We start from the raw sequence: 17,323 nt of genomic DNA on the forward strand, positions 1-17,323 counted from the left end.
CGGTTCGCGCTGCGCAGACTGCGGCTGGATGGCCTGTCACCGCGCTCGCTCGCCGCGCGCATGGCGGTCGCTTTCGCACTCACTTTGGCCGGCATCCTGCTGGTGGCCAGCTGCTGGGTGTATTGGGGCTTGAGTGCGCGCATGATGCAGGAGGATCGCGAGGCGGTGCTGCGCAAGCTCGACACCGTGGCCGCACTGCTGCAACATCTGCCGGTGCAAAGCGATGCGCTGCGGCAGGAGGCCTACCTCCAGTTGCCGCGCGACGCGCCGCACAACCTGTTTGTGCGGCTGCTCGCGGCCGACGGCACGGTGCTGCTGCAAACCCCGGGGTTGGATCCGGCACTGGGACCGCAGGCGTTCGATCCACCGCGTGCCGACGGCGCCGCCCGGCTGCGGCGGGTACATCTGGCGCACGATCTGCATTTCCTCACCGCAATGCGGCCGCTGGCCGCGCGCATCAGCCCGAATGCGCCGCTGCAGCCGGTCCGGCTGGAGGTCGCGCTCAATCGCACCGCCGAATCGCGCATCCTGGCCGACTATCGCCTGCGCCTGGCTGCCGTGCTGCTGGTGGCGATGCTGGTGGCTGCCGCGGCGGGATACGGCATCGCCTGGCGCGGCCTGCGCCCGCTGCGGCATATGGCCGACGCCGCCCGCGATATCGGCGCGCAGGATTTGCACCGACGCCTCGACACGCGGCAGCTTCCCGCCGAGCTGCAGACCCTTGCGCAGGCGTTCAACGTCACGCTGCAGCGGCTGGAAGAGTCGTTCGGCCGCATCTCGCAGTTTTCTGCCGATATCGCGCATGAGCTGCGCACGCCGCTGTCCAATTTATGGGGTGGGCTGGATGTGGCGCTGAGCCGTCCACGCGAACCAGCACAATATCGCGAGGCACTGGAATCTGCCGTGGAGGAGTGCGCCAGGCTGTCGAACATGATCCAGACCATGCTGTTGCTGGCACAGACCGAACACCCGGACGCCGCGCTGCGTCTGGAGACGCTGGACGTCTTGCGCGAGCTGTATGCGCTGGCCGAGTTCTACGACGCCAGCGCGGCCGAAGCGGGCGTGCGGCTTTCGGTGCAGGCCGCGCCGCAACTCACGCTGCGCGCCGATCGCATGCTGCTGCAGCGCGCGCTGGCCAATCTGATCGGCAATGCGCTGGCGCACACCCCGCGCGGTGGAGCGGTGATACTGCGCGCCCAAGCGAACGGCAATGGCGTGTGCGTCGAAGTGGCCGACTCTGGTTGCGGCATCGCCGCCGCGCACCTGCCATACCTGTTCGATCGGTTCTATCGTGTCGACGCGGCGCGCAGTAGAAGCCGTGGCGGACTCGGGCTCGGCCTGGCGCTGGTGCGCAATATCGCGCGCTTGCACGGCGGCGAGGTCAGCGTGCAAAGCCGTCTCGGCCACGGCACCTGCATGCGGCTGACCCTGCCTGGGCGCTGAAGCTCAGTCTTTGTCGTGACCCTTGCCGTGACCCTTGCCATGGTCATGGTGGTCGTGGCCGTGACCATGGCCGGGCCCACGATCCGGGCGTGGCCCGACGGCATGGAAGCGCTTCCAGTCGGGGTCTTTGTCATAGCGGTAGGCGCGTTCCTGCGCCCAGCGCCAGTCGGGATCGTGGAACTTGCGCAAACCGGGTGGAATGCGCTTGGCTGGGCGCCAAGGCCCGGCGTAACCGGGGCCGATGAACCAGCGGCCGCCACTGTAGTAGTAATACACGCCGCTCAGATAGAACAGCGGCTGCGAGACGCCCAGCGCCACGTAGCCGCCGAATTCCGGCAGCCAGATCATGGTCGGAGGCGCGGACACCACCACAGGCGGTGGGACATACGCCGGCGGCGCCGCATACACCGGAGTCGGTGGTGGCGGATTGCCGATGTTGAGCTGGATGCTGACGGGTGGGCCGTCTGCGTGCGCCGGCAGGGCCAGCGCGCAGGCGCCAAGCAGGAAAGAGGAAACGATCAGAGCGGATTTCATAGGGTGCTCAACGCCAAGGGGATACAAAAGTTGACAGCCTCGCCACTTGCTTACACTGCCGCAAACCGGAAAGCTTACCCATGTCGACCACATCCTATCTTCTGACCATTGCCGGGCACGATCCCACCGGCGGCGCGGGACTGACCGCCGACCTGGCCACCTGGACTGCGCTGGGCTGGCGGGGCGCCAGCGTCGCCTCGGCGTTGACCGCGCAGAACTCATATGGTGTACGCGCGGTGCAGGCGGTCGACGTAGAGCTGCTGCGCAGCAGCCTGCGCACCCTGCTGGCTGATGGCGAACCGGCGGCGATCAAGATCGGCATGCTGGGCAATGCCGTGATCGCCGAGGAAGTGGCGCAGTTCATCGAGGCGCGCACCTGTCCGGTGGTGTGGGACCCGGTTCTGGCGGCCAGCGACGGCACGCCGCTGTGGACGCAGGCGCACGGCGGCGGGCTGGCGATGCGCCTGGCACGCCGCGCCGACTTGATCACCCCCAACCGGGTGGAAGCCAGTACGCTGCTCGATCTGCCGGCCTGGGACACGGGGCCGCTGCCAGCGCCCTGGATTGCAGCGATACGCAGCCGCTGGCTCGAGCCGGGCGCGCCCAACCGTGCGGTGCTGGTCAAAGGCGGTCATGCCTGGGGAGCGCACAGCACGGACTGGTTCATCACCGGCAGTACGGTCTTGCCGCTGGTCAGCCGGCGGTTGCCGCGCAGCGCGCATGGTTCGGGTTGCGTGCACTCCAGCGTGTGCGCTGCCAGGCTGGCCGAGGGCTGGGGCATGCTCGACGCCGCGACCGAGGCACAGCTTCGCGTGCATGCCGGGATCGACCAGGCGGTGCCTATCGGCCCGGGTCGCCCCAATACGCGCAGTGATGCGCTGCCGGGCTGCGACGATTTGCCATGGCAGCCGCTGCCCGGACAGCCCGAGCAAGCGCCGCCAGAGTTTGCTCGGCTGACCGGGCAGCCGGGGTTTTATCCCATCGTGCCGGATGCAGACTGGGTGCTGCGGCTGCTGGAATGGGGCGTGTGCACCATTCAGCTGCGTATCAAGGGCGTCGAGGGCGCTGCGCTGCGGCTGCAGATCCGCGCTGCGGTGCAGGCTGCACAGGAGGTACCGGGCACGCAGCTGTTCATCAACGATCACTGGCGCGAGGCGCTCGACGCTGGCGCCTATGGCGTACACCTCGGGCAGGAGGATGTGCACACCGCCGACCTGCCCGCGCTCAACTCCGCGGGGCTGCGGCTGGGGCTGAGCACCCACACGCCGGCGGAAATCGCCCGCGCCCATGCGCTGCGGCCGTCGTATATCGCGCTCGGCCCGGTCTATCCGACGACCCTCAAGGCCATGCCTTACCGTCCGTTGGGGCTGCAACGACTGGCGATGTGGCGACAGTGGCTGACGCCGCGCTACCCGGTGGTTGCCATCGGCGGCATCGGGTTGGCGCAGATGCCAGGCGTGCGTGCCACGGGAGTATCGGGCGCTGCAGTGGTCAGTGCGGTCACGCAGGCAGACAATCCACGTCTGGCAGTGCGCGAGGCGCTGCACATCTGGCCGGCCTGTGCGGATGAGGCGGTGGCGCAGGCGATGGTGTGAGCGCAGCGCCTCAGCCAGCCGCCTACTGGCTGTGCGCAAACTGCTCGCGCAGTCGGTTCTTGAGCATCTTGCCGGTCGCGCCGAGCGGAATGGTGGGAACGAACACCACCTCGTCAGGAATCATCCACTTCGCCACCCGGCCTTCATAGAAGCGCAGTAGGGTGTCGCGATCCAGGCTGCTGCCTTCGCGTCGCACCACGACCAGCAGCGGGCGCTCGCCCCACTTCGGGTCGGGCCGGGCGATGCATGCGGCCATCGCTACCTCGGGATGCGCCATGGCGATGTTTTCCAGCTCGATCGAACTGATCCACTCGCCGCCGGACTTGATTACGTCCTTGGTGCGGTCTGTGATGTGGACATAGCCGTCGGCGTCGATGGTGACCACATCGCCCGTCGGAAACCAGCCGTCCTGGAGCGGGCTGGGGCCCTCGTTGCGGTAGTAGTCGCTGGCGATCCACGGGCCGCGCACGAGCAGGTTGCCCGCCGTCTTGCCATCCCACGGCAGATCGCGGCCCTCACCGTCGACCACACGCACCTCGACGCCGAAAATCGGCCGCCCCTGCTTGACCTGCACCGCGAACCGCTCCTCTTTGGGCAACGCCAGATGCTTGTTTTTCAGGCTGCACAAAGTTCCCAGCGGGCTCATTTCGGTCATGCCCCAAGCGTGCAGCACATGGATGCCGAATTCTTCCTCGAAGGCACGGATCATCGCCGGCGCCGCGGCCGCACCGCCGATGATCACGCGCTCGAGCGCTGGCAGGCGCAGCCGGTGCTCGCGCATGTAGTTGAGCAGCGCCAGCCACACTGTCGGCACGCCCGCGGCCAGCGTGACGCCTTCGGCCTGCATCAGCTCGAACAGTGACTTGCCGTCGAGCGCCGGGCCGGGGAAGACCAGCTTGGCACCGGTGAGCGCTGCGGCATACGGAATGCCCCAGGCGTTGACATGGAACATCGGCACTACCGGCAGCACCGTGTCGCGCGCCGACAAATGCATCACGTCGGGCAGCGCCGCCGCATAGGCGTGCAGCACGGTCGAGCGGTGGCTGTAGAGCACGCCTTTGGGATTGCCGGTGGTGCCGCTGGTGTAGCAAAGCGAAGATGCGGTGTGCTCATCGAACACCGGCCAGCCGTAGCTGGTCGGGCGCGCATCGAGCAGCGCCTCGTAGCTGAGCAGATTGGGCAGGTCAGCAAGCTCGGCGGGTAGCGCGTCGGCGGCGCACAGGGCGATCCAGTGTCTGACCTGCGGGCAACGCGCGGCGATGGCCTGGATGATCGGCACAAAGCTCAGGTCAAAGCACACCGCGCGGTCGTCGGCATGGTTGACGATCCAGGCGATCTGATCCGGGTGCAGTCGCGGGTTGAGGGTGTGCAGGATGCGCTGGCTGCCCGAGACCGCGTAATACAGCTCGAAATGCCGGTAGCCGTTCCAGGCCAGCGTGCCAACGCGCTCTTGTGCGCCGATGCCGAGGGCGTCGAGGGCATGGGCGCACTGCACCGCACGCTGCAGCACCTGCGCGTAGTGACTGCGGTGCAGATCGCCTTCGACCCGACGCGAGACGATCTCGGTGTCGCCGTGGTAGCGCGCGGCAAAGTCGAGCAGGCGGGAAATCAGCAGCGGGTGGTCTTGCATCAAGCCGAACATCGCGGTCTCCTCTGTTTTGTGGTGACAAATTGTGACACCACCAGGGTGCGCCCTGCCAGGGCAGGCGTGTTCCGCATCCGGGCATGATGCTTCTGGATTTTTGTGGCTGTGCAGCGCTTTGGCAGGCGATCGCAACGCGGGACGCGAATCGTCGTTACGCGTCTAGCCCCGCCATGCCGCCGACCACTGCGTGCATGCCGGCGTCCACGTGCAGGATTTCCGCGGTGATTCCGGCGGCCAGGTCCGACAGCAGAAACGCCGAGGCGTTGCCCACCTGGTCGATATCCACATTGCGGCGCAACGGGGCGTTGGCCTCGTTGAACTTGAGCATCTTGCCGAAGTCGGCGATGCCCGAGGCTGCCAGGGTCTTGATCGGCCCGGCACTGACCGCGTTGACCCGCATCCCCCGAGGTCCGAGCGACTCGGCCATGAAACGCACGCTGGCCTCAAGCGCCGCCTTGGCCACGCCCATGGTGTTGTAGTTGGGCACCACACGCTCGGCGCCGAGGTAGGTCATGGTGATCAGCGAGGGCATGTTGCCAGCCTGGACCGACCGGGTCAGCAGCGGTAGCGCAGCCTTGGCCAGCGCCGGGAAAGAATAGGCCGAGATGTCGTGCGCGATGCGGAAGCCCTCGCGCGACAGACCGTCGAGAAAGTCGCCGGCGATCGCCTCGCGCGGCGCAAAGCCGATCGAGTGCACCAGGCCGTCGAGCTGCGGCCAGTGCACGGCCAGGTCGCGGAAGGTGGCGTCGATCTGCGCGTCGCTGCTCACGTCGCATTCGAACACCAGGCTGCTGCCAAACTCGGCGGCAAAGTCGGTGATGCGCTGCTTGAAGCGCTCGCCCACATAAGTGAACGCCAGCTCGGCGCCTTCGCGGCGGCAGGCCCGGGCGATGCCGTAGGCGATCGAACGGTTGGACAGCAGGCCGGTGATGAGAATACGTTTGCCTTGGAGGAATGCCATATCGGGCGCTTTCGGGTGAGGAGGGTGTTGCAGGAATTTGCCACAAGTCCGCGGCAGGTCATGCAGAATTCTCGCATGGCCCATGCTCTGTCTCGTCCGCTGTCCCCGGATCGCCGCCGCCTGCTGCAAGGCCTGCCGCTGGCCGTGCTGGGGTTTGGGCAGGCGTGGGCCAGCTCTGCCGGGCAAGGCGCCTACGCGCTTTACGACCAGCCGAAGTATTCGCCGGATTTCACCCATTTCGACTATGCCAACCCGCACGCGCCGGTGGGCGGCAGTCTGGTGCTCACCCCACCGACCGTGGGTGGCAGTTTCGACAAGCTCAACCCCTTCACCCTCAAGGGCAACGCCGCGCCGGGGCTGAACACGCTGGTGTTCGAAAGCCTGATGACACCGAGCTGGGACGAGCCCAACACCATGTACGGCCTGCTGGCCGAGGACATCGCGGTGGCGGCGGACGGCCTGTCGGTGCAGTTCCGGCTCGATCCGCGGGCCCGGTTTTCCAACGGCGATGCGGTCACCGCGCACGACGTGGTCTATGCCTTCACCACCCTGACCAGCAGCGAGGCTGCGCCGCAGTTCGCTAGCCTCTATGCCGATGTGGCCCAGGCCGTAGCGCTGGACGCGCGGCAGGTGCGGTTCACCTTCAAGCGGCGCAATCACGAGCTGCCCATCCTGCTCGCCGGCTTGCCGGTGTTCTCGCCCAAGTGGGCGGCGGGCCGACCATTCAGCAGTGTGATCGACACCCCGATCGCCAGCGGCCCGTACCGCATTGCGCGGCAGTCGCAGCAGCGTGACATCACCTACGCGCGCCGCGCAGATTACTGGGGCTGGCACTTGCCCACACGGCGCGGCCAGTTCAACTTTGCCGAGATCACCTACAAGCTTTATCTGGACGGCACCGCGCGGCTGGAGGCGTTCAAGGCGGGCGAGTTCGATCTGCTGCAGGAGTTCATCGCCCGTAACTGGGCACGACAGTACCGCGGCCCCGGGTTCGACAGCGGGGCGCTGATCAAGCTAGAGCTGCCCAATCACAACCCGGCGGGGTTCCAGGGCTTCGTGGTCAACCTGCGTCGCCCGCAGTTCCAGGACGTGCGGGTGCGACAGGCGCTGGCGCTGGCGCTGGACTTCCAGTGGCTCAACCGCATGCTGTTCTACGGTGCGTACAAACGCATCGAGGGCTACTTTGCCAATACGCCGTTCGAGGCGCACGGCACCCCGGGTGTCGACGAACTGGCGCTGCTGCAGCCGCTGCGCGCGCAACTGCCGCCCGCGGTGTTCGGCGCGCTGCCGCGCATGCCCAGCACCAACCCGCCGGGCAGTCTGCGCGCCAACTTGCTCAAGGCCCGCGCGCTGCTCGTGCAGGCCGGCTGGCACTGGCGTGACGGGGCGCTGCGCAACGCCCGCGGGCAGGCGCTGGTGATCGACTATCTTGATGCTCAGGGAGCGATGTCGCGCATCATCTCGGTCTATGCGCAGGCGCTTTCCAGGCTGGGTATCACTCTCAACTATCGGCTGGTGGACTTTGCGTTGTACCAGCAGCGCATGGATACCTTCGACTTCGACATGACCACCATCCGCTACGGCGGCAGCACCAGCCCAGGCAATGAGCTATTCGACCGCTTCGGCTCGCGCGCGGCCGGGGTGCAGGGCTCGGACAATGTGTGGGGGCTGCGCGACCCGGCGGTGGACGCGCTGATCGAAAAAGTCGTCGCTGCCACCACCATGCGCGAGCTGCAGGCTGCCTGCCGCGCCCTCGACCGCGTGCTGGTATGCGGCTGGTACTCGGTGCCGCAGTGGTACAGCGACACCTTCCGTGTGGCCATCGCCGCGCACAAATTCGCCTGGCCGAAGACCCTGCCGCTGTACTACCAGCCGGAGTCCTGGGCTGTGCAATGCTGGTGGGCGGCGTGAAAATCGCGGGGCAAGCTTTCCACACCCCAACTCTCCCCATCGATGGGGCGGAGGAAATCGCTCAGCGGTGGTCGTGGGCATGACGACATGGATGGACGCATGAATCTCTGGACCTACATCCTCAAGCGCGTGCTGCTGATGATTCCTACGCTGCTGGGTGTGCTGTCCCTCACCTTCGTTGTGGTGCAGTTCGTCCCGGGCGGGCCGGTGGAGCAGATGGTGTCGCAGCTGCGCGGCAAGGACGGCGGCGCTGCAGGCGAGGCGGCCGCCGCGCAGGGCATCTATCGCGGTGCGCAGGGCATCTCGCCTAGGCAACTGGCCGAGCTGCGCAAGCTCTACGGCTTTGACAAGCCGCCGCTGCAGCGCTACCTCGACATGCTGTGGCAGTTCGCGCATTTCGATCTCGGGCGCAGCTACTACCACCACGAGGCGGTGTGGACGCTGATCAAGGAGCGGCTGCCGGTGTCGATCTCACTGGGGATGTGGAATTTTCTGCTGACCTATCTGATTTCGATTCCGCTGGGCATCGCCAAGGCGGTACGCCATGGCAGCCGCTTCGATGTGGCCACCAGCATCGCCGTGCTGGTGGGCTACGCGATTCCAGGCTTTGTGCTTGGCGTGCTGCTGCTGGTGCTATTTGCCGGTGGCACCTGGCTGCAGTGGTTTGCGCTGCGTGGGCTGGTGTCGGACGGCTGGTCGCAGTTCAGCCTTTGGCACAAGATCACCGACTATCTCTGGCATATCACCCTGCCTGTGGTGGCGTCCACGGCGGGCAGCTTTGCGGTGATCACCATGCTGACCAAGAACGCATTTCTCGAGGAAATCCGTAAGCAGTATGTGCTCACCGCGCGCGCGAAGGGGTTGAGCGAACGCGCCGTGCTGTGGCGGCATGTGCTGCGCAATGCGTTGATTCCGCTGGTTACCGGGTTTCCAGCGGCGTTCATCGGCGCGTTCTTTGCCAGTTCGCTGCTGATCGAAACCCTGTTCTCGTTGCCCGGGCTCGGCCTGCTGTCGTATGAGGCGGTGATGCGGCGCGACTATCCGGTGGTCATGGGCTCGCTGTACCTGTTCACCTTGATCGGGCTGGTGACCAAGCTGATCGCCGACCTGAGCTATGTCTGGGTCGATCCGCGCATCCAGTTCGGAGCCCTGCGGTGAGCGCCGCCGTTGCCTCCGCTGCACTTCTGCAGCGACATCCGTTCCTGTCGCAGGGCTGGGCGCGATTCAAGGCGCACCGGCTCGGTCGCTGGAGTCTGTGGCTGTTCCTGCTGCTGTTCGGCCTGAGCCTGCTGGCGCCGGTGCTGAGCAATGACAAGCCGCTACTGGTGCGGTATGAGGGGCGGTTTTACGTGCCGCTGCTGCACGACTATCCAGAAACCACTTTTGGCGGCGACTTCCACACCCCGGCCGACTACCTCGACCCCTTCATCCGCGCCCGGCTGTCGGCCCCGGGCAATTTTGCAATCTATCCGCCTATTCCTTTTGGCGCCGACACCATCGACTACTTTGCGCAGCGGCCGTTTCCTTCCTCGCCATCGACGCGGCACTGGCTGGGGACGGACGACCGCGGCCGCGACGTGCTGGCGCGGCTGATCTATGGCTTTCGGCTGTCGGTGCTGTTCGCGCTGGCGCTCACGGTCACTGGCACTGCGCTGGGGCTGCTGATCGGGGCGGTGCAGGGCTATTTCGGCGGGCGCATCGATCTGTCGGTGCAGCGTTTCATCGAGGTGTGGGGATCGATGCCTGAGCTGTATTTGCTGATCATCTTTTCCGCGGTGTTTGCGCCGGGGCTGGCGCTGCTGCTGATTCTGTTGTCGCTGTTCGGGTGGATGGGGCTGGCCGACTATGTGCGCGCTGAATTCCTGCGCAACCGGCAGATGGACTATGTGCGCGCGGCGCAGGCGCTCGGCCTGTCGCATGGCCGCATCATGTGGCGCCACATCCTGCCCAACAGCCTCACCCCGGTGGTCACCTTCCTGCCGTTTCGTATGAGCGGTGCGCTGCTGGCGCTGACCAGCCTGGACTTTCTCGGCCTGGGCGTGCCGCCGCCCACGCCCAGCCTGGGCGAGTTGCTGGCGCAGGGCAAGGCCAATCTCGACGCCTGGTGGATTTCGGCAGCAGCTTTCGGCGCGCTGGTGACCATTTTGCTGTTGCTGACCTTCATCGGCGAGGCGCTGCGCGACGCGCTCGATCCACGACAATCTGGAGTCGGCGCACCATGAGTGCGACGCCCGCCCCGCCGCTGCTGCGCGTGCGCAGCCTGCAGGTGCGCTTCGGAGCGCAGGCCGTGGTGCAGGGTGTCGATCTGGATATCGCCGCTGGAGAAAAGGTTGCGCTGGTCGGCGAGTCCGGTTCGGGCAAGACCGTCTGCGCGCTGGCCCTGCTACGCCTGCTGAGTGGTGCGCAGCAGTCGGGTCGTGTGCAGCTCGATGGCCGCGACCTCGGCAGCCTAAGCGAGCGGCAGATGCGTGCGATCCGCGGCAAGGACATCGCGATGATCTTCCAGGAACCGATGACCGCGCTGAACCCGCTGCATCCGGTGGGGCGGCAGATTGCCGAGGTTCTGGAACTGCACGAGGCACTGTCGCGTCGTGCTGCATGGGCCCGGGCGGTGGAACTGCTGGCGCAGCTGGGCATTGCCGAGCCGGCACGGCGCGCGCTCGACTATCCGCACCAACTCTCTGGCGGCCAGCGCCAGCGGGCGATGATCGCCATCGCCCTGGCCTGTCGTCCTCGCCTGCTGCTGGCCGACGAACCCACCACCGCGCTGGACGTGACCGTGCGGCGCCAGATTCTCGATTTGCTCGATGCGCTGCAGGCCGAATACGGGCTGGCGCTGCTGTTCATCACCCACGATCTGCATCTGGTACGCCACTATGCGCATCGGGTTGCGGTGATGCAGCAGGGCCGTGTGGTCGAGGCGGGAGAGGTTCGCACGGTCTTCGATGCGCCGCAGCATGCCTACACCCGCATGCTGCTGCAGAGCCGGCCACGGCGGCTGGTGCACGCGGTGCAGGAGACGGCATCGCCGCAGGTCGCGCTCCGCGCCCGAGCCTTGAGCGTGCGCTTTGCGCAGGCTGGTGGCTTGTTGCGCAGAACCTGGCATCCTGTGCTACAGGACATTTCTCTCGACCTGCCCGCCCGGCAGACGCTCGGCGTGGTCGGCGAGTCGGGCAGCGGCAAATCCACCCTAGCGCTGGCGCTGCTCGGCCTGCTGCGGCGGCAGGGCGGCTTGGTCGATCTGCTGGGACACGATCCGGCAGCGCAATCGCCGCGCGCGCTGCGGGCGCTGCGCGCGCAGGCGCAGATCGTGTTCCAAGATCCGTTTTCCAGTCTGTCGCCACGGCGCACGGTGGCGCAGATCGTCGAGGAGGGACTGGAAATCCACCGTCCCGAGCTCGGCGCGGCGCAGCGACGGCAGCGCGCGCAGGACATACTGGCCGAGGTCGGGCTGCCGCTGAGCAGCGCCGATATGCAGCGCTACCCACACGCCTTCTCGGGCGGACAGCGCCAGCGCATCGCCATTGCCCGCGCACTGATCCTCAAGCCCAAAATCCTCATTCTCGATGAGCCGACCAGCGCGCTCGATGTCTCGGTGCAGCAGCAGGTGCTCGAACTGCTTGCTGCATTGCAGCAGCGCCACGGCCTGGCCTATGTGCTGATCAGCCACGACCTGGCGGTGATCGCCGCGCTGGCGCATCACGTGCTGGTGCTGCATCAGGGCCGGGTGGTGGAGCAGGGCCCGTTGGACGCCGTGCTGCGCGCGCCCCAGCAGCCCTACACCCGGGCGCTGCTCGCCGCGGCCGATCTGGACGGGAATTGGCGTGGCAGTTGAAGCCGGTGCCTTGCCTGCCATGTCTTGGGGCTGCGTGGTTGCCAAAAATCAGGGGACACCCCTATAATTCATTTTTTCGCTGACGGCAAGAATGCAGGAGAGAAGCGCGAAAAACGAGCAGTCGCTTGGTCGTGGTCAGGCAACGGGCAGGGCACGGTGAGAAATGTGGGGCAATGGAGTTGCCGGCCCCGCTTCGAAACCGGCTGGTATCCTGCCTTGCAGGGCTGGCATGTGTGGCCGGGTTCACGTCTCGGCGCGGCGAAGGGCACCAACTGGGCGACATCATCGCCCTTTTTTTTTGCGCGTTCTGCCCGCCGTGGGCAAGTGATGCAGTAGGAGTGGTTTGACAGGCATGAGTGCAATGCAGGCAGTGGAAACCGCAGTGGCCAGCCTTGGGCTGGAGCTCGTGGAGGTGGAGCACCTTCCGCGCGGGCTGCTGCGCGTGACCATCGACCATGCCGACGGCACCGCAGTGACCGTGGACGATTGCGAGCGGGTGTCGCGGCAGCTGCAGTATGTGTTCGAGGTGGAAAACGTCGACTACGGACGTTTGGAGGTGTCTTCGCCCGGTCTGGACCGGCTGCTGCGCAAGCCGCAGGACTTTGTCCGTTTCGCCGGGCAGGAAATCGACATCGTGCTGCGTGTGCCGTTCCGGGGACGAAAAAAATACCGCGGCGTGTTGCTGGAGGCGGCGCAGGACGAGGCACCAGGGCGATTTTCCGTGCTGCTGTCGCCCCCAGAGCCCGCCAGTCCAGTCAAGGGACGGACACGACCCGCGGCCCGGCGCGGGGCGAAGCCGGCGGCCGCGCCAGTGGCGGTAAAGCCTCTGGACGACGCGCCGCAGTCCGTCATGAATTTCAGTCTGGCCGAGGTGCGCGAGGTGCGCCTGGTGCCTGTTGTCGATTTTGGGAGTGGTCGAAAATGAGTCGCGAGATTTTGATGCTGGTGGACGCCCTGGCGCGTGAGAAAAACGTCGATCGCGACGTCGTGTTCGGCGCGGTCGAAGCCGCGCTGGCGTCGGCCACCAAGCGCCTGTACGAGGGCGAGCCCGACGTGCGGGTGCAGATCGATCGCGAGACCGGCGAATACGAGACCTTCCGCCGCTGGCATGTCGTGCCCGACGAGGCCGGCCTGCAGCAGCCTGACAGCGAGATCCTGCTGTTCGAGGCGCGTGAGCAGATACCGGATATCGAGGTGGGCGACTACATCGAGGAACCGATCGAGAGCATCGCGTTTGGTCGCATCGGTGCGCAGGCGGCCAAGCAGGTCATCCTGCAAAAAATCCGAGATGCCGAGCGTGAGCAGATCCTCAACGACTTTCTCGCGCGCAACGACAAAATTTTCAATGGCGTGGTCAAGCGCCTGGACAAGGGCGACGTGATCGTCGAGTCCGGCAAAGTCGATGCCCGTCTGCGCCGCAGCGAAATGATCCCGAAGGAAAACCTGCGGGTCGGCGATCGGGTGCGCGCGGTCATCACCAAAATCGACCGCACCGCCCGCGGCCCGCAGATCGAAATTTCCCGCACTGCGCCCGAATTCATGATCGAGCTGTTTCGCCTGGAGGTGCCGGAGATCGAGCAGGGTCTGCTGGAAATCAAGTCCTGCGCCCGCGAGCCCGGGGTGCGCGCCAAGATCGCGGTGGTCTCGCATGACCGGCGGGTCGATCCGATTGGCACCTGCGTGGGGATCCGCGGCTCTCGCGTCAACGCGGTGAGCAACGAGCTCGGTGGTGAGCGTGTGGACATCGTGCTGTGGTCGGAAGACCCGGCGCAGTTCGTCATCGGCGCGCTGGCCCCGGCCAATGTATCGTCCATCGTGGTTGACGAGGAAAAACATGCGATGGACGTGGCGGTCGACGAGGAAAACCTCGCGCTGGCCATCGGGCGTACCGGACAGAACGTCCGGCTGGCCTCCGAGCTGACCGGCTGGCAGATCAACATCCTCAGCGCCGAAGAATCCAACGCCCGCACCACGCAGGAGATGGAAAAGATGCGCCGGCTGTTCGTCGAGAAGCTCGATGTCGATCAGGAAGTGGCCGACATTCTCATCGCCGAGGGCTTCACCAGCCTCGAGGAACTGGCCTATGTGCCGCTCAACGAAATGCTTGAGATCGAAGCCTTCGACGAGGAGACGGTCAACGAACTGCGCGAACGCGCCCGCAACGCGCTGCTCACTCAGGAAATCGCCCGTGAGCAAAAGCTCGATGAAATGGATGCTCAGCTCAAGGCCCTCGAGGGCTTGAGCGCAGACGATCTGGCGCTGCTGGCCGATGCCGGTGTGCTGACCCTCGACGATCTGGGCGACCTGGCCACCGACGAGTTGGCCGCCATCCTGCACACAGACGACGCCCGCGCAGCCGATCTCATCCTAAAGGCCCGCGCGCACTGGTTCAACGCCTGAGCCGCGGCATCCTCGATCGCGCCCCACCACGCCATCCGCCTTCACCTGTTTCAAGCCATCCCAGGACACACCATCAATGGCCAGTCATACCGTCGCACAACTCGCAGCAGAACTCGGCAAACCCCTCAACCTCCTACAGCAGCAACTGCAGCAGGCAGGTGTCGGGCCGCGTGCTGCGGACGATGTCATCAGCGAGGGCGACAAGGCGCGCCTGCTCGATTATCTGCGCGCGGCACACGGCGCCGCGGGCGGCGGCGAGCGCAAAAAAATCACCCTGACGCGCAAGCAGACCAGCGAAATCAAGCAGGCCGACGCGACCGGCAAGGCGCGCACCATCCATGTGGAGGTGCGCAAGAAGCGCGTGTTCGTCAAACGCGACGACATCCCGCCGGTCACTGAAGTGCAGCCAGCGCAGCAGAGCGAGGCCGCGCGTATCGACGAGGCCGAACTGCGGCGTCGCGAAGCCGAGGCACAGCGCCAGGCCGAGTTGCTGGCTCGCCAGGCCGAGGAACTCGCTGCGCAGCGTGCTGCGGAGCAAGAGCGCCGCGCCGCACAGGAACTGCGCGAGAAGCAGGCGCGCGAGCAGGCCGAGCGCGAAGCCCAGGCCCAGGCGGCCAAGGCAGCGCAGGCCGCCGCCGCCGCTGCCGCCGGCACGGCGCAAGCCGGTCAGACCGCCGCACCGCAACCCGGTGGCGAGCCAGCCGATCAACCAGCCGCCCAAGCCGCAGCAAACCAGGCCAGGAGCGATGCCGAGCGTCTGGCTGCGCAAAAGCAGCAGGATGCAGAGGAAGCGAAAAAACTCGCCGAAATCCAGAAACGCCGCATCGCCGCCGAAGCCGAGGCTGCGGCGATCCGCGACATGATGGCGCGCCCGCGCACCGTGCTGCGTGCGGAAAAGCCGGCAGCCAAGCCCGCCGAGAGCCCCGCGACCAGCGGTGCGATCAAGGGCACGATCCACAAGCCGGCAGCTACCGCGACCAAGGCCGCAGGCAGCGCAACGACCGCCTCCGCTGGCGGCGCGGGCAAGAAGGACGACAAGCAGATCAAGTCGGAAAAGCTCTCTTCCTCCTGGGCCGACGACGCGGCGAAAAAGCGCGGCTCGGCGATCAAGCCGCGCGGCAACCCCACCGGCAGCGCCGGGGGCTGGCGCGGGCCCAAGGTCAATGTCGGTCGCCGTGGCGGCCGCAACGACCGCAGTGACGAACAGCAGAGCTCGTCCGCGCCGGCGGAGATGATCGTGCGCGAGGTCCATGTGCCCGAAACCATCACAGTAGCCGAACTGGCGCACAAAATGGCGGTCAAGGCGGCCGAGGTGATCAAGGCGCTGATGAAGCTGGGTCAGATGGTGACCATCAACCAGGTGCTCGATCAGGAAACCGCAATGATCGTGGTCGAGGAGCTCGGCCATCGTGCGGTTGCCGCCAAGCTCGATGACCCGGAAAACTTTCTCAGCGAGGACGGCGAAGCCGCGCATGCCAATGCCCAGCAGCTGCCGCGTGCACCGGTGGTCACCGTCATGGGGCATGTCGACCACGGCAAGACCTCGTTGCTCGACTACATCCGTCGCACCAAGGTCGCTGCGGGCGAGGCCGGTGGCATCACCCAGCATATCGGTGCCTATCACGTCCAAACCCCGCGCGGCATCGTGACCTTTCTCGACACCCCGGGCCACGAGGCGTTCACCGCCATGCGGGCGCGCGGTGCGAAGGCGACCGACATCGTCATTTTGGTGGTGGCTGCGGATGACGGCGTGATGCCGCAGACCAAAGAGGCCATCTCGCATGCCAAGGCGGCCGGCGTGCCGCTGGTCGTGGCGCTGAACAAGATCGATAAGCCGGGCGCCAACCCCGACCGGGTGCGGCAGGAACTGATTGCCGAAGGCGTGGTGCCCGAGGAATACGGCGGTGACTCGCCTTTCGTGCCGGTATCGGCCAAGACCGGGCAGGGCATCGATGAACTGCTCGAGCAGATCTTACTGCAGGCTGAGGTGCTCGAGCTCAAGGCGCCGGTCGATGCGCCGGCCAAGGGGCTGGTCATCGAATCGCGGCTGGACAAGGGTCGTGGTCCGGTGGCTACGGTGCTGGTGCAAAGCGGCACGCTCAAGCGCGGCGACGTAGTGCTGGCCGGCTCGGCCTATGGCCGGGTGCGCGCCATGCTGGACGAGAACGGCAAGTCGGTGACAGAGGCCGGCCCGTCCATCCCGGTGGAAATCCAGGGGCTGACCGAGGTCCCCAGTGCGGGTGAGGAGATCATGGTGCTGCTCGACGAGCGCAAGGCGCGCGAGATCGCACTGTTCCGTCAGGGCAAGTACCGCGATGTCAAGCTGGCGCGCCAGCAGGCGGCCAAGCTCGAAAACATGTTCGAGCAGATGGACGAGAACAGCAAGACCCTGCCGCTCATCATCAAGGCCGATGTGCAAGGCTCGCAGGAAGCGCTCATCCATGCGCTCACCAAGCTTTCGACGCCCGAAATCAAAGTGCAGATCGTGCATGCCGCGGTCGGGGGCATTTCCGAGAGTGACGTCAACCTGGCGATCGCCTCGAATGCCGTGATCATCGGCTTCAACACCCGTGCTGACACCGGCGCGCGCAAACTGGCCGAAAACAACGGAATCGACATCCGCTACTACAACATCATTTACGAAGCGGTGGACGAGATCAAGGCGGCTATGTCCGGCATGCTCACGCCGGAGAAAAAGGAAGAAATCCTGGGTCTGGTGGAGACTCGTCAGGTGTTCCGTATTCCCAAGGTGGGGACGGTGGCCGGTTGCATGGTGCTCTCGGGTGTGGTGCGGCGCTCGGCGCAGGTGCGGGTGCTGCGCAACAACGTGGTCATCCACACCGGCGAGCTCGATTCGCTCAAGCGCTTCAAGGACGATGTGCGCGAGGTCAAGGAAGGCTTCGAATGCGGCCTGTCGTTGAAGAATTTCCAGGACATCGAAGTCGGCGATCAGCTCGAAGTCTTTGAGGTCAAGGAAGTGGCGCGGACGCTGTGAGCGC

At 66.1% G+C, this 17,323-nt stretch carries 12 protein-coding genes; 9 read left to right on the forward strand and 3 right to left on the reverse strand.

The annotated features are described in order from the left end of the window. The first annotated feature begins 60 nt into the window (after nt 1-60). Entirely contained in the window at nt 61-1,443 is a 1,383-nt protein-coding gene (locus tag ACZ47F_RS11420; protein ID WP_464924832.1) for a heavy metal sensor histidine kinase, read from the forward strand. Nucleotides 1,444-1,446: 3 nt separating this feature from the next. On the opposite strand, the gene ACZ47F_RS11425 is transcribed toward ACZ47F_RS11420, so the two are convergent. Beyond that, nucleotides 1,447-1,977 carry a hypothetical protein gene (locus ACZ47F_RS11425; protein ID WP_464924833.1) on the reverse strand — a complete coding sequence of 177 codons (531 nt, stop codon included), beginning with the start codon at nt 1,975-1,977 and terminating at the stop codon, nt 1,447-1,449. A gap of 80 nt (nt 1,978-2,057) precedes the next feature. Between ACZ47F_RS11425 and ACZ47F_RS11430 the strand changes: the two genes are divergently transcribed. Beyond that, complete coding sequence (locus tag ACZ47F_RS11430; protein ID WP_464924834.1) at nt 2,058-3,572, forward strand: bifunctional hydroxymethylpyrimidine kinase/phosphomethylpyrimidine kinase; 1,515 nt, start codon at nt 2,058-2,060, stop codon at nt 3,570-3,572. Nucleotides 3,573-3,594: 22 nt separating this feature from the next. On the opposite strand, the gene ACZ47F_RS11435 is transcribed toward ACZ47F_RS11430, so the two are convergent. Both ACZ47F_RS11435 and fabI read right to left on the reverse strand, forming a co-directional pair. Next, nucleotides 3,595-5,214 (reverse strand): 3-(methylthio)propionyl-CoA ligase, encoded by a 1,620-nt coding sequence (locus ACZ47F_RS11435; protein WP_464924835.1) that lies wholly within the window; start codon nt 5,212-5,214, stop codon nt 3,595-3,597. Nucleotides 5,215-5,368: 154 nt separating this feature from the next. Beyond that, entirely contained in the window at nt 5,369-6,178 is an 810-nt protein-coding gene (gene fabI / locus ACZ47F_RS11440) for an enoyl-ACP reductase FabI (protein WP_464924836.1), read from the reverse strand. A gap of 60 nt (nt 6,179-6,238) precedes the next feature. Between fabI and ACZ47F_RS11445 the strand changes: the two genes are divergently transcribed. The 7 genes from ACZ47F_RS11445 (at nt 6,239) to infB (ending at nt 17,319) form a co-directional block, all read left to right on the forward strand. After that, on the forward strand, nt 6,239-8,089 hold the full coding sequence (locus ACZ47F_RS11445) for an extracellular solute-binding protein (protein ID WP_464924837.1): 1,851 nt from the start codon (nt 6,239-6,241) through the stop codon (nt 8,087-8,089). 99 nt (nt 8,090-8,188) lie between these two features. Beyond that, nucleotides 8,189-9,247, forward strand: a complete 1,059-nt coding sequence (locus ACZ47F_RS11450) for a microcin C ABC transporter permease YejB (RefSeq protein WP_464924838.1) — start codon at nt 8,189-8,191, stop codon at nt 9,245-9,247. Then, nucleotides 9,244-10,311: an ABC transporter permease gene (locus tag ACZ47F_RS11455; protein ID WP_464924839.1), complete on the forward strand. Its 1,068-nt coding sequence runs from the start codon at nt 9,244-9,246 to the stop codon at nt 10,309-10,311. Before ACZ47F_RS11450 ends, ACZ47F_RS11455 begins: the two co-directional genes overlap by 4 nt. Continuing rightward, nucleotides 10,308-11,924, forward strand: coding sequence for an ABC transporter ATP-binding protein (locus tag ACZ47F_RS11460; protein ID WP_464924840.1), 1,617 nt, complete (start codon nt 10,308-10,310; stop codon nt 11,922-11,924). The genes ACZ47F_RS11455 and ACZ47F_RS11460 overlap by 4 nt, the downstream gene beginning before the upstream one ends. 352 nt (nt 11,925-12,276) lie before the next feature. Further along, a complete protein-coding gene (gene rimP, locus ACZ47F_RS11465; RefSeq protein WP_464924841.1) occupies nt 12,277-12,849 on the forward strand; it encodes a ribosome maturation factor RimP in 573 nt (190 codons plus the stop codon). After that, a complete protein-coding gene (gene nusA / locus ACZ47F_RS11470; RefSeq protein ID WP_464924842.1) occupies nt 12,846-14,324 on the forward strand; it encodes a transcription termination factor NusA in 1,479 nt (492 codons plus the stop codon). The genes rimP and nusA overlap by 4 nt, the downstream gene beginning before the upstream one ends. A 76-nt stretch (nt 14,325-14,400) precedes the next feature. Next, nucleotides 14,401-17,319: a translation initiation factor IF-2 gene (gene infB / locus ACZ47F_RS11475; protein WP_464924843.1), complete on the forward strand. Its 2,919-nt coding sequence runs from the start codon at nt 14,401-14,403 to the stop codon at nt 17,317-17,319. Nucleotides 17,320-17,323 lie beyond the last annotated feature (4 nt).

It is taken from the genome of Thiomonas islandica (assembly GCF_055383445.1).

Bases quoted from the DNA above. Each gene is read 5' to 3' on its own strand.
- ACZ47F_RS11420 (WP_464924832.1), top strand. From the start codon at position 61: ATGGCGGTCGCTTTCGCACTCACTTTGGCCGGCATCCTGCTGGTGGCC.
- ACZ47F_RS11425 (WP_464924833.1), bottom strand. From the start codon at position 1,977: ATGAAATCCGCTCTGATCGTTTCCTCTTTCCTGCTTGGCGCCTGCGCG.
- ACZ47F_RS11430 (WP_464924834.1), top strand. From the start codon at position 2,058: ATGTCGACCACATCCTATCTTCTGACCATTGCCGGGCACGATCCCACC.
- ACZ47F_RS11435 (WP_464924835.1), bottom strand. From the start codon at position 5,214: ATGTTCGGCTTGATGCAAGACCACCCGCTGCTGATTTCCCGCCTGCTC.
- fabI (WP_464924836.1), bottom strand. From the start codon at position 6,178: ATGGCATTCCTCCAAGGCAAACGTATTCTCATCACCGGCCTGCTGTCC.
- ACZ47F_RS11445 (WP_464924837.1), top strand. From the start codon at position 6,239: ATGCAGAATTCTCGCATGGCCCATGCTCTGTCTCGTCCGCTGTCCCCG.
- ACZ47F_RS11450 (WP_464924838.1), top strand. From the start codon at position 8,189: ATGAATCTCTGGACCTACATCCTCAAGCGCGTGCTGCTGATGATTCCT.
- ACZ47F_RS11460 (WP_464924840.1), top strand. From the start codon at position 10,308: ATGAGTGCGACGCCCGCCCCGCCGCTGCTGCGCGTGCGCAGCCTGCAG.
- rimP (WP_464924841.1), top strand. From the start codon at position 12,277: ATGAGTGCAATGCAGGCAGTGGAAACCGCAGTGGCCAGCCTTGGGCTG.
- nusA (WP_464924842.1), top strand. From the start codon at position 12,846: ATGAGTCGCGAGATTTTGATGCTGGTGGACGCCCTGGCGCGTGAGAAA.
- infB (WP_464924843.1), top strand. From the start codon at position 14,401: ATGGCCAGTCATACCGTCGCACAACTCGCAGCAGAACTCGGCAAACCC.